This window comes from Micromonospora sp. BQ11, from assembly GCF_052068135.1.
Lineage (GTDB): Bacteria > Actinomycetota > Actinomycetes > Mycobacteriales > Micromonosporaceae > Micromonospora.
On sequence record NZ_JBQHDB010000005.1, the window covers coordinates 174,882 to 187,352 of the forward strand.

The 12,471-nt window shown below is 73.1% G+C and carries 11 protein-coding genes; 5 read left to right on the forward strand and 6 right to left on the reverse strand.

The genetic code is table 11. The features are described 5' to 3' along the window. The first annotated feature begins 150 nt into the window (after positions 1-150). On the forward strand, positions 151-1,194 hold the full coding sequence (locus ACTMSW_RS12880) for a sodium:calcium antiporter (RefSeq protein ID WP_441180812.1): 1,044 nt from the start codon (positions 151-153) through the stop codon (positions 1,192-1,194). Between the two features lie 46 nt (positions 1,195-1,240). After that, entirely contained in the window at positions 1,241-2,260 is a 1,020-nt protein-coding gene (locus ACTMSW_RS12885; RefSeq protein WP_441180813.1) for an SMP-30/gluconolactonase/LRE family protein, read from the forward strand. Between the two features lie 71 nt (positions 2,261-2,331). Here ACTMSW_RS12885 and ACTMSW_RS12890 read toward each other — a convergent pair whose 3' ends face one another. The 5 genes from ACTMSW_RS12890 to pdhA form a co-directional block, all read right to left on the reverse strand. Continuing rightward, positions 2,332-3,597, reverse strand: a complete 1,266-nt coding sequence (locus ACTMSW_RS12890) for an Ig-like domain-containing protein (protein WP_441180814.1) — start codon at positions 3,595-3,597, stop codon at positions 2,332-2,334. 256 nt (positions 3,598-3,853) lie between these two features. After that, the gene (locus ACTMSW_RS12895) at positions 3,854-5,512 is read right to left on the reverse strand and encodes a right-handed parallel beta-helix repeat-containing protein (protein ID WP_441181056.1); all 1,659 of its coding nucleotides are present in this window, start codon (positions 5,510-5,512) and stop codon (positions 3,854-3,856) included. 124 nt (positions 5,513-5,636) lie between these two features. Then, positions 5,637-6,956: a dihydrolipoamide acetyltransferase family protein gene (locus ACTMSW_RS12900; protein WP_441180815.1), complete on the reverse strand. Its 1,320-nt coding sequence runs from the start codon at positions 6,954-6,956 to the stop codon at positions 5,637-5,639. Then, complete coding sequence (locus tag ACTMSW_RS12905; RefSeq protein ID WP_441180816.1) at positions 6,953-7,969, reverse strand: alpha-ketoacid dehydrogenase subunit beta; 1,017 nt, start codon at positions 7,967-7,969, stop codon at positions 6,953-6,955. Before ACTMSW_RS12905 ends, ACTMSW_RS12900 begins: the two co-directional genes overlap by 4 nt. Continuing rightward, on the reverse strand, positions 7,969-9,174 hold the full coding sequence (gene pdhA, locus ACTMSW_RS12910) for a pyruvate dehydrogenase (acetyl-transferring) E1 component subunit alpha (protein ID WP_441181057.1): 1,206 nt from the start codon (positions 9,172-9,174) through the stop codon (positions 7,969-7,971). Before pdhA ends, ACTMSW_RS12905 begins: the two co-directional genes overlap by 1 nt. A 72-nt stretch (positions 9,175-9,246) precedes the next feature. On the opposite strand from pdhA, the gene ACTMSW_RS12915 reads away from it, so the two are divergent. Continuing rightward, positions 9,247-9,753: an Lrp/AsnC family transcriptional regulator gene (locus ACTMSW_RS12915; protein WP_441180817.1), complete on the forward strand. Its 507-nt coding sequence runs from the start codon at positions 9,247-9,249 to the stop codon at positions 9,751-9,753. Positions 9,754-9,849: 96 nt separating this feature from the next. Then, positions 9,850-10,725 (forward strand): sulfotransferase domain-containing protein, encoded by an 876-nt coding sequence (locus ACTMSW_RS12920; protein WP_441180818.1) that lies wholly within the window; start codon positions 9,850-9,852, stop codon positions 10,723-10,725. 21 nt (positions 10,726-10,746) lie between these two features. On the opposite strand, the gene ACTMSW_RS12925 is transcribed toward ACTMSW_RS12920, so the two are convergent. Further along, positions 10,747-11,739 (reverse strand): alpha/beta fold hydrolase, encoded by a 993-nt coding sequence (locus ACTMSW_RS12925; protein ID WP_441180819.1) that lies wholly within the window; start codon positions 11,737-11,739, stop codon positions 10,747-10,749. A 95-nt stretch (positions 11,740-11,834) separates the two neighbouring features. Here ACTMSW_RS12925 and ACTMSW_RS12930 point away from each other — a divergent pair, with 95 nt between their 5' ends. Continuing rightward, entirely contained in the window at positions 11,835-12,470 is a 636-nt protein-coding gene (locus ACTMSW_RS12930; protein ID WP_441180820.1) for a TetR/AcrR family transcriptional regulator, read from the forward strand. The last annotated feature ends 1 nt before the right edge of the window (position 12,471 follow it).

Consider the following 12,471-nt stretch of genomic DNA (forward strand, 5'->3'; position numbering starts at 1 on the left):
CGTCTCCGCGCGGGTAGACCCCGGCGCCCCGCCGGCCCGGTGCGGGGGCCGGTCACCCGGCGGCGCGACGGTGGGAGGAGCACGTGGTCGACGTCCCCGCCGATCGACGCGTACGCCTTCCGCCGGGACGCCGGTAGCGGGACCACGCGCGTGCCTCCGGACCTGACGTCGCTGCCCTGGCCCCCGGGCCTGAGCATCGCCGTGTTCGTCGCCGCCGGGGCGCTGACCGTGCTGGGCAGCATCCGCCTGGTCACCCTCGGGGACACCCTGGCCGACCGGACCGGTTGGGGCGAGGCGTTCTTCGGGGCGGTCTTCTTCGGCCTGGCCACCTCCCTGTCGGGCATCGTGATGACGGCGGTGTCCGCCGCCTCGGCCCAGCCGGAGCTGGGCTACAGCAACGCGGTCGGCGGGATCGCCGCCCAGACCACCGCGGTCGCCGTCGCCGACGCGTTCCACCGCCGGGTCAACCTCGAACACGCCGCCGCGTCACTGCCGAACATGCTGTTCGGAACGTTGCTCGTCGCCCTGCTCGCCCTCGCTCTGCTGGGCAGCTTCGCGCCGGGGGCGACCGTCCTCGGGCTGCACCCCGCCTCGCTGGCCATGGTCGGCTGCTACATCGGCGGCCTGCACCTCATCCGTCGCTCGGGAGCCAGTCCCCTGTGGGAGGCGGTGGCCACCACCGAGACCCTGCCGGACATCCCGCACGCCCACGGCGGCCTCGACCGGCGCAGCCCCGCCTGGCTGTGGAGCCGGTTCGTCGCCGTCGGCCTGATCGTGGCGGCCGGCGGTTGGCTGATCGCCCTGGCCGCCGAGAGCATCGTCGTCAGCACCGGCCTGAGCGCGGGTTTCGTCGGCGCCATCCTGATGGGGACGGTCAACGCACTCCCGGAGACCGTCACCGCCGTCGCCGCCGTCCGCCGGGGCGCCCCCACCCTGGCCATCGCCGCGGTCATCGGCGGGAACAGCCTGGACGCGCTCAACCTGGTGGTCGGCGACATCGCCTACCGGGGTGGCTCGATCTACCACGTCGCGGGGCGCGAGGAGCTGTTCGTCACGGCCAGCGCGCTGTTCATGACCACCGTCCTGCTCGGCGGCCTGCTGGTCCGACAGGCGTGCGGCTGGGGTCGGCTCGGCTTCGAGGGGGTGCTGCTGCTGGCCAGCTACGCGGCCATGACCCTCATCCTCGCCTTCTGACGCCGGCGGGCTCCCCCGGGCCGCATCGGCGGGTCAGAATGGGCGGATGGCCGCCCCCCGCTCCCGTGTGCCCCTCCTGATCCGTCCCGTCCGCGAGCCGGCCACGGTGCCGCCGCCCCTGGACGGGCCGTGGGCTCCCACCGACACCCGGCTCGACGACGTGGAGCTCCTGCCTCTGCCGGAGGGTTCCGCCGGCCCGGAGGACGTGGTGGTCGACCCGTCCGGGCGGGTGGTCAGCGGCGCCGAGGACGGGCGGATCTGGTGGTGGCCCGCCGACGCGCCGGCCGGCACCCGCCCGGAGTTGCTGGCCGAGACTGGCGGCCGCCCGCTGGGCGTGGAGGTCGACCCCCGCGACGGCAGCCTCGTGGTCTGTGACGCGTACCGGGGTCTGCTGCGGGTCACCGCGGACGGGACGGTGCGGGACCTGAGCGGCGACGGGGAGCGGCCGCACCTCGCCGACAACGCGACGATCGCCCGCGACGGCACGGTCTACTTCACCGACAGCTCGTACCGGTTCCCGGTCTCGCACTGGAAGCGGGACCTGCTGGAGCACCGGCCGAACGGGAGGGTGCTCGCGTACGACCCGGGCAGCGGGCGCACCGAGGTGGTCTGCGACGGGCTGTACTTCCCGAACGGGATCGCGCTCACCCCGGACGAGTCGGCGCTGATGCTGGTGGAGACCTCCGTGCACCGGCTGGTCCGCGTCGACCTGCCCGACGGCACGGTGACCGTGCTGGCCGACCTGCCGGCGTACCCGGACAACCTGACCCCGGTCGGGGACGGCACGTACTGGATCGCGCTGCCCAGCCCTCGGGTGCCGGTGGTCGAGCGGCTGCTGCCGTACCCCCGGCTGCGGCAGCTGGTCGCGGTGCTGCCGGCCGCCGTGCAACCGAAGCCGCTGCGCTACGGCCTGGTCGCGCTGGTCGACGGTGACGGGCGGGTGCTGCGCACCCTGCACGGCCCGTCGGGGGCGTACGACATGGTCACCGGGGTGCGCCAGGACGGCGACCGGCTCTGGTTGGGCAGCCTGACCGGGCCGGGCATCGCCCGGGTGCCGCTGACCTGACCCGGTCCCGACCGGCACCGACGCGGAACGGCCCGCCGTCGGGCGGGCCGTTCCGCGTGCGTACGGTCTCGTCAGCCGCCGCGGACCGACGGCGCGGGCGCCGGGGAACCACCGGCGACGGCGCCCGGGTGCGGCGCGTGCGACGGGCTGGGCGCCAGCCCGGCCGGCACCGGCAGCGCGCTGCCCTTGACGAACTGCCCCCAGGTGACGTTCCACGCGGTCCAGCCGTTGCCCTCGGTCAACTGGACCTCGGTGCCCTTGATGGTCACCAGGTCGCCGACCTGGGTGACGCCCATGAGCCAGTCCGCGGCGGCGGCGGACAGGTTGGTGCAGCCGTGCGAGACGTTGGTGTTGCCCTGGTCGCCCTCCGACCACGGTGCTCCGTGGATGAACTCGCCACCCCAGGTGAGGCGCTGGGCGTCCTCGACGTCGACCACGTAGGGGTCGGCCGATCCGCGGGTGTCGAAGGTGGTCTGCTGGTGCTTCTCCATGATCACCATGTTGCCGCTGGACGTGGGCGTACTCGGCTTGCCGAGGCTCACCGGGATCTTCCGCACCACCTTGCCGTCGCGGACGACGGACATCTGCTTGGTGGCGTTGTCGATCTCCAGTGCGACCTGGCGGCCGATCTTGGACGTGGCGGTCCGGTCCTCGTCGCCGACCTTGTCCTTGCCGATCAGCAGGCCGGCGAGGGCTGCCCGGACGCTGATGGTGGTGCCGGGTCGCCAGAAGTCGGGTGCGCGGTAGTACACCTGGCTACCGTCACCCACCCACGACCAGACGCCCGGCTGCGGCGGATCCGTCTTCACGAACAATCGTCGTTGGACGTCGTCGCGAGCCTCTTTCGGAATGGGCGGGTCGAATGCGACGGTCACCGGCATCGCGGTGCCGTACGTCCGTTTACCGGCGAAATAGAGCGTGCTGGTGATGGCCTGTCCGGTCGGTTTCGGCATCGTCGTGAACGTCGTCTTCCGCGTGGTCGTCCTACCGGAGTCGCCGGTCGCGGTCACCTCGGCCGTGTACGTGCGCTTCGGTTGCAGCGGCGCGGCGGGCACCCACCCCGACCCGTCCTCGCGCGGCTCCGCCCGAACCTGGCCGCCCTTGTCGTCGGTGATCCGCACGGCGGTGATCCGGCCTCGGCTGACCGTGGTGCCCACCTCGGCGGTGAGCGGCACGTCCCGGGCCCGGTCGGCGGGTGTGACGGTCAACTCGGGCGGGGCGGCCTGGCCCTGCGCCGGCCGGCTGGCCGACCTTCCCTCGGCGGTGCAGGCACCGAGGGCCAGAGGCGCGGCCGCGACGGTCACCGCGAACAGCGTGAATCGTCGCCTCAGTTCCATGATGCGTCCCCCCGTATTTGGTGTCCCTCCGACACATTCTCTCTACCTCGCGCAGTTATGCGTGCAATTTTCACGAAACCGGGGAGACAATGACGCGAACAATTTCCGGGTCCACCCCGAAATGGGTTCGTGTATGCCGGACCGCACGGGCTGCGTTGTTCGGCACGACGGCGCCCTCCCGGCCCGCTCGTCCCGCGCCGGCACCGTGCGGGTTGTCCGCCCGGTTCCCACGACCGTGACGCAGGACCGCCACCGGTCAGGACGGGTCGTCGCCGTGGTTGCGGTCCCACCGCCCGCCGATCGGCGGGGTGTCCAGCCGCACCGAGGAGCCGGCGTTGCCGGCGAAGTCGTTGTCCTCCACGCGGCAGTCCACGCAGCTGCCCCGATCGGTGATCCACAGGCCGTGGTCCTGGGCACTCGGGTCGCGGTTCTCCCACACCCGGTTGCCCCGGATCGTCGCCGAGTCGACCGCCGCGTCGATCGTGATCCCGGCCCGGACCGGCGGCGCCGACGGCAGCTCGTAGGCCGTACCGGGTGGCGGCACCGCGCCGCTCCAGCCGGTGGCGGCGCCCGGGCGGATCGGGGCCAGGGTCAGCGTGGTGTCGTCGTTCGCCGCGACCACCGCGATCCCCCGCCCGACCCGCACCACCTTGCCCCGGTGCCCGTCGTGCGGCCAGGTCGCCCGGCGGTCGGAGACGGTCTTCTCGCTGTAGCGGACCGAGTCCCCGTTCCCGGTCATCGCGGGCGCCCACTGGCGGCCGTTGTTGCGGATCCGGTTGCCGACCAGGAACAGGTCCCGCATCGGCCGGTCGATGCGGATCGCGTCGGCGCTGTTGCCGTAGAAGTCGTTCGACTCGACGACGACCTCCTCCGCGACCTCCCCCGCGCCGCCGAGGTCGCGCTGGTGGTAGCCGTACCGGCCGTTGCCGCTGATCCGGTTCCCGCGCACCGTGTACGGGCCGGGGGTGTTGCCGATGCTGACCCCGTCGCGGATGTTGCCGTCGATCACGCAGTCGCTGAGGATCCCGGCCCGTCCGGCGGTGTGCGTGGTGCCCTTGGCCGAGACGTGGAAGCCGGCCTCCAGGTTCCCGGTCATGGTGCAGGCGGACACGATCAGGCCGTTGGCACCCCAGTCGGAGATGCCGAACCGGTTGCCCTGGGCGTGGCAGCCGATGATGCGGATGCCGCGCGGGCGCAGCTCACCGGCCGTCTGCAGCTCCAGGAAGATGCCGTTGGTGGCGTTGCCCACCGCGCTGCAGTTGACGATGTTCAGCCGCTCGACGCTGCCCCAGCCGCCGATGCCGATCCCGATGCCCGCGCCGCCCATCTGGGTGCCGTTGTCCAGGCGACCGCAGCCCGCGACGAGCACCCCGTCGATGAGGCAGTCCTGGAGGAAGTCGCAGCCCAGACCCGTTGCAGCGGTGTGGTGGATGTACAGGTTCCGGAACATCCCACGGACCACGTACTGGAGGCCGAGGCCCTTGGCGAGCGGGTTGTAGTCGGTCGACGCGACGCCGGAGCCGTCGATCTCGAAGTCGGCGAACGTGCAGTCGGCCAGGTGCCGGTCGCGGTCGGCGCCGTGCAACTGAGCGGTGTAGAAGGCCAGGGGGGTGGGGTCGGCGCGGTTGCCGGCGTTGCTCAACACGAACCTCGTCGCGCCCGGCCCGGCACCGATCAGCGACACCCCGGTCCGCCAGACCGTGCCGGCGTCCCGGATCGAGTAGACCCCCGGCGGACAGTGGATGACACGTGCCCGCCCGTCGGCGGCGTGGGCGTCACCGAGCAGGTCGACCAGGGCGGCCAGCGCCGGCTGGTCGTTCGTCGTGCCGTCCCCGACCAGCCCGTGCTCCCGCGCGTCGCACAGCAGCGGCGCGCCGGCGACCGCGTGCGTGCGTACACCGGCGGTGGTGGGCATGTCCGGGTACCCCACGACTGACTCCTCGCATCGGTGACCGTGCGCGACGGATTCCCGTCCGGTGGAGGAGGAAACGCGGCGGGTCCCGACGCCCCTGAGGGCGGCCGGGACCCGGCGGGCGGGGTCAGACGTTGGCGATGAGCAGGGCGGGCTGCTCGACGCAGTCGGCGACGTGCCGCAGGAAGCCGCCGGCCACCCCACCGTCGCAGACCCGGTGGTCGAAGGTGAGGCTGAGCTGGGTCACCTTCCGCACCGCGAGCTGTCCGTCGACCACCCACGGCTTGTCCACGATCCGCCCGACCCCGAGCAGCGCCGCCTCGGGGTGGTTGATGATCGGGGTGGAGCCGTCGACACCGAACACGCCGTAGTTGTTCAGCGTGAACGTGCCGCCGGTCAGCCGGGCGGGCGGGAGGGTGCCGGCCCGCGCCGCCGCGGTGGTCTCCGCCAGGGCGACGGCCAGCTCGGCGGTGGTGAGCCGCTGGGCGTCCCGCAGCACCGGGACGAGCAGGCCCCGGTCGGTCTGCGCGGCGATCCCCAGGTGCACCCCGGTGGACTGGACGATCCGCTGCCCCTCGGTGTCGACCCGGGCGTTGAGCTGCGGATAGCGGCGCAACGCGGACAGGCAGACCCGGGCGAGCAGAGCGAGGACGCTGACCGGGGCGTCCGGGGTCGCGGCGTTGATCGCGGCCCGGGTCTCCAGCAGGGCGGTGGCGTCCACGTCGACCCAGACGGTGACCTCGGGGATCTCCCGACGGCTGCGGGACAGCTTGTCGGCGATCGCCTTCCGGATGCCGGTCAGCGGGATGACCAGGTCCTCCGTACCGGCCGGCAGGTCCGGCACGGCGGCCGGCGCTGCGGTGGCCGCCTGGGCGGCCGCCTCGACGTCGGCCCGCCGGACGACGCCGCCCGGGCCGGTACCGCGCAGGGTCGCCAGGTCCAGCCCGTGCTCGCGGGCCAGCCGTCGCACGATCGGGGAGATGACCAGCGCCGCGGCGGGTGCCGGTGCGGTCGGGGCCGCCGGCGCCGCGGGGGCCGGTGCGGGCTCGGGCGTACGCGGCTGCGGGGCCACCGCCAGCCGGGGCCGGCGTCGCCGCCGGGAGCCGCCGTGGCCGGTGCCGTAGCCGATGAGGACGTTGCCGGAGCCGGCCCGCTCCTCCTCGCGGTAGGTGGCGTGCCCGGCGGGCTCGGCGCCGTCGGCGGCGATGGTGATCAGCGGCTGGCCGACCGGGCGGGCCTCGCCCTCCGCGCCGTGCAGCGCGACGACCCGACCGGCGTACGGGCAGGGCACGTCGACGACCGCCTTGGCGGTCTCCACCTCGACGACGGTCTGGTCCACGGTCACCACGTCACCGACGGCGACCCGCCACTGCACGATCTCCGCCTCGCTGAGCCCCTCGCCCAGGTCGGGCAGGAGGAAGACCCGCTCGTTCGCCACGGTGGTCATGCGGCACTCCCCTGCGGAAGCCAGCGGGTGTCGGGCTGGTCGTCCCACTGAAGGCGGGCCACCGTGTCCAGGACGCGGTCCACCGACGGCAGGTGGGTGTGCTCCAGCATCGGCGCGGGGTACGGAATGTCCAGACCGGACACCCGCAGCACCGGGGCGTGCAGGGCGTGGAAGCAGCGCTCCTGCACCCGGGCGGCGATCTCCGCGCCGACGCCGGCGAAGCCCTGCGCCTCCTGGATGACCACGCACCGGCCGGTCTTGCGCACCGAAGCGGCGACGGTGCCGTCGTCGAACGGCACGATGGTCCGCACGTCGACGACCTCCAGGTCCCAGCCCTCGTCACGGGCGGCCTCGGCGGCCTCCAGTGCCACGGGCACCGCCGGCCCGTACGCGACCAGCGTGGCGTCGGTGCCCTCGCGCCGGACGACGGCCCGGCCGAACGGCTCGGTGCGGGCCGACAGCTCGGCCTCGCCGCTGGCGAAGTAGAGCTTCTTCGGCTCCATGAACACGACCGGGTCCGGGTCCTCGATGGCCTCGCGCAGCAGGGAGTACGCGTCCTGCACGGTCGCCGGGGTGACCACCTTCAGGCCGGGGGTGTGCGCGTAGTAGCCCTCGGAGGAGTCGCAGTGGTGCTCGACGCCGCCGATACCGCCCGCGTACGGCACGCGGATGACCATCGGCACGCTCAGCTTGCCCCGGGTGCGGTTGCGCAGCTTCGCCACGTGCGAGGCGATCTGCTCGAACGCCGGGTACGCGAACGCGTCGAACTGCATCTCCACGACCGGTCGCAGTCCGGACATGGCCATGCCGACGGCGAAGCCGACGATGCCGGCCTCGGCGAGCGGGGTGTCGAAGCAGCGCTTGTCGCCGAAGCGCGCCTGGAGACCGTCGGTGATCCGGAAGACGCCGCCGAGCTGGCCGACGTCCTCGCCGAAGACGACGACCCGCTCGTCGTCGAGCAGTGCGTCGGCGAGCGCGGCGTTGAGCGCCTTCGCCATGGTCATGGTGGCCATCAGGCGTCCCCCTCCTGCTCGGCCGCGGCGGCCAGTTCGGCGCGGACCTGCTCGCGCTGCTCGACCAGCTGCGGGGTCGGCTCGGCGTACACATGGTCGAACAGGCTCATCGGGTCGACCGTGGGCTGGGTGTTCATCCGGTCGCGCAGGTCGGCCGCGTACGCCTCGGCCTCCTCGGCGATCGCGGCCACCGCGGCGTCGTCGAGCACGCCCCGGGCTCGCAGGTACGTCTCCAGCCGGGCGACCGGGTCCCGGTCCCGCCACGCCTCGACCTCGTCGGCGTCCCGGTAGCGGGACGCGTCGTCGGCGTTGGTGTGTGCCTCCATCCGGTAGGTGTGCGCCTCCACCAGGTACGGGCCGTGGCCCGCCCGGGCGTGCGCCACCGCGCGGGTGAGCACCGCGAGCACGGCCACCGGGTCGTTGCCGTCGACCTGCTCGCTGGGTACGCCGTACCCGACGCCCTTGTACGCCAGGGAGGGCGCGGCGGTCTGCCGGGACAGCGGCACGCTGATGGCGTACCGGTTGTTCTGCACGAAGTAGACGACCGGGGCCTTGAACACGGCGGCGAAGTTGACGCCCTCGTGGAAGTCGCCCTCGCTGGTCGCGCCGTCGCCGATGTAGGCGAGCGCCACGCTGTCCCGGCCCTGGTACGCCTCGCCGTAGGCCACCCCGGCGGCGTGCACGCACTGGGTGGCGAGCGGGGTGCACTGCGGGGCGGTGCGACGCGCGGCGGGGTCGTACCCGCAGTGCCAGTCGCCGCGCAGCAGCGTGAGGACCTCCACCGGGTCGATGCCCCGGGAGACCAGCGCCATCGACTCGCGGTAGGTCGGGAACACCCAGTCGTCGTCACGCAACGCCAGGACGCCGCCGACCTGGCAGGCCTCCTGGCCCCGCGAGGACGGGTAGACGGCGAGGCGGCCCTGCTTGGTCAGGGCGGTGGCCTGCACGTCGAAGCGGCGGCCGACGACCATGCGCCGGTACATCTCGCGCAGCGCCTCGACGGGCGGCTCGGGGTAGTCGGCGCGGGGCGGCAGCGGGGCGCCGTCCGGGTTCAGCAGTCGGACCGGTTCGGGCTGCGGCAGCAGGCCGGCGGACGGGTCGGGCGGGGCCGGGGTGGCCGGCCGGCGCTTCCGCGGGGATTCCCTGCGGACCGCCTGGGGTGTGGTCGTCACGGCAAGGACCTCCTGGACGTGTGGTGGACCTATGCTCCTGCTGTCGGATGATTGACTCAATATCCGCCGCGAACGCGGGACGATTGACCTCCGGGAGGGAGTCGCATGAGCCAGGAGCCCACACCGGCACCGGGCGTGGCGGGGGGAACGGGACGTTCGGTCGGGCCGCTGGACGAGGTCGACCGGCGGATCCTGGACGAACTGGTCCGCGACGGGCGCATCTCCATCCGCACGCTGGCGGAACGGGTGCACGTCTCCCGCACCAACGCGTACGCGCGGGTCGAGCGACTGTTGCGGGACGGGGTGATCACCGGGTTCCGCGCCCAGGTGGCGCCGGAGCCGGCCGGGCTGGGCACGTCGGCGTACATCTCGCTGACCATCGAGCAGAACACCTGGCGGGAGGTGTCGGCGGAGCTGGCCCGGGTGCGCTACATCGAGCACGTCGCCCTGCTGAGCGGCGAGCACGACGTGCTGGCCATGGTCCGGGCGCCGGACAACGCCACACTGCGGGACGTGGTGCTCAACCGGGTGCAGAGCATCGCCGGTGTGCTGTCGACGCGGACCTGGCTGGTCTTCGAGGAGTTCGACGGCGAGCGCAGCCCCTGGGCGTGATGCCCGGGTTAACGGTTCCTGACCAGGAGATGCACGCTCGGCGGCCGGCCAATTCGGGCTTTCCCGGCGCGTTCGGTGCCGGATAGGGTCCGGAAAATGATCGGTCGGACCATCAGGTCAGCCAAGCAGCACACCCCCGACTCCGCCCGGGTGCTCGCGCGCCGGACGATGCTCGACGCGCACAACGCGCGACTCCGGCTCACCGTTCCGGTCCGGGCCCGCTGCGAGTACCAGAACCTCTACCACTTCACCGTGCACAAGACCGGCAGCCAGTGGATCAAGTCGCTGTTCAGCGACCCGGTCGTCTACCGCTATTCCGGACTGCTGCCCTACGTCCCGCGGCTGGCCCGGGGCAGACAGCGGTCGGTCCCACCACCCGGGCGCATCTCCCTGTCCGCGTTCCTGCCCTACGAGCGCTACCGGCGCATCCCGAAGCCGGACGCGCACCGCGCGTTCTTCGTGCTGCGCGACCCCCGCGACATCGTGGTGTCGAGCTACTTCTCGCTGCGCGGGTCGCACGCCCCCATGGGCGACATCCCACGGGTGCGCAAGGTCCTGCAGGAGAGCCCGGTACGCGACGGCCTGCTGCACGTCATCGACTACCTCGCCGACAAGGGCCTCTACCGCACGCTCCGATCGTGGGCGGCCGCGCCCGAGGCGGAGACCTTCCGGCTGTTCCGGTACGAGGACCTGACCGGGGAACGGCAGCAGGACGAGGTGGACCGGCTGATGCGACACTGCGGAATCGTCATCCCGCCGGCCGACCTGGCCGCCCTGCTCGCCCGCTACAGCTTCGCCAGGATGCGCCGTACGCCCGGCGACTCCGAGCCGGACCCGCACTACCGCTCGGGCCGGGCCGGCGACTGGCGCAACCACTTCGACGACGACGTCCACCGGGCCTTCGTCGCGGCCACGGGCGATCTCGTCGAGATCCTCGGCTACCCCGCACCCGACGCGAGCCCTTCGCGGTGACGCGCCGGTGCACCGCTCACCCTAGACCGGATCGCCCAGGAAGGCGGCGACGTCGGCGGCGATCCGGTCCGGGTACTCGCCGTTGATGGCGTGCGACGCCTCCGGGTAGGTCTCCACGGTGCCCCGGGTCAGGGTGCGCCGCGCCACCTCGGCGGCGTCGCCCGCGTCGTGCAGCCGGGACCGGCCGGCCATCAGGACCAGCACCGGAACACCGACCCCGGCGAGCTGGTCGTCCGACGGCCGTGTCGGCGCGGACAGCTTCACCACGTACGCCTGCAGGCCGGCCTCGATCATCCGCGCGACCGGCACATCCTCTACCGGTGCGCCGTTCGCCGTCCAGCTGGTGAAGTCGTCCCGCCACGACCGTGGCGCCCAGCGGACGCTCACCGGGATCGACCGGAGCACCACCTCCGGCGACAGGCCGGCGAACACCAGGACCGGGTCGAGCAGCACGACACCGGCGACCTTCTCCGGCCGGTGCACCGCCAGGTTCATCGCCGTCCAGCCGCCGAAGGACACGCCGAGCAGGTGCAGTTTCGGCTCGGGCAGCGCCCGGAGCACCTCGGACAGCCACTGCGCGTGGTCGGTGACGTCGTCGATCGGGCGTTGCTGGATGCTCATGCCCGGCTCGCCCAGCAGGTCGACCGTGTAGACGCTGCGCAGGCGGAGCAGCGACGGCAGGTTGTCCGCCCAGACCGGTGACGCCGACGCCCGGCCGGGCAGGAGCAGCAGGGGCGCCGCAGCCGGGTCGGTGCCGCCGCGGAAGTGGTAGAGCCGCACGACGCCGTACCCGGTCCGGACGTCCAGGGTGCGGTCGGGGGCCGGCAGGGCCGCCATCGCCTCCTGGTACGCGCGGGTGAAGCGGTCCTGCGCCTGGGCGGACGTGAAGTAGCCGACCGGGGCGGGATCCCGCACCGCGTACGCGACGGCCACGGTCGCGACCGTGACGACGGCGGCGACCCGGACGAGCCACCGGCGGTGCCTCCGCAACCAGTTTCCGATCTTTCCCGTCACCTCACCTACCATGCGGTCAGAATACTAACCGTGCGGTAGAAAATTCAACCGGTCGGTCAGGAGGCGCCTCGTCCGAGGCCCGGTACGGTGGGCGGGTGCCACCGAACGACGCCGCGTCCGCCCAGGTCCGACCCGCCAAACCGCTCTCCGTCACCGAGCAGGCGCGCCGGGCGCAACTCATCGGCGTGACCATCGATCTGGTGGCCCGTCACGGCTATCCGGGCACGTCGCTCGCCCGCATCGCCGAGGCGGCCGGCATCTCCAAGGCGGCCGTCCTGTACCACTTCCCGTCGAAGGACGCGGTCGTGCGGGCCGCCTACGACTCGGTCCTGGAGTCCCTCACCGCGTACGTCGGCGCCGAGGTGGCGGCGCGGACCGGCGCGGCGGCGGTGGCGGCCTACGTCCGGTCGCTGGTCGCGTACCTGCGCGGTCATCCGGCGCACACCCGGATGATCATCGAGGCGATGGTCCAGGAGGACGCGGGCGTCGAGGACACGCCGAACGCGGCCAGCCGGCGGGAGGCGGTGGCCGGCCTCGTCGAGGCGGCCCGGGCGGCCGGCGACTACCGGCCCGGCGTCGATCCCCAGGCCACCGCCGTGATCGTGAACGGGGCCGTGGACGCGATCGTCGCGGAGAGCCTCACCGATCCCGGATTCGACACCGCCCATGCCGCCGAGGAGCTGGTCACCATGCTCGACCGCGCTCTCGGGGCAGCGCCGCCGAAGCCGTGAC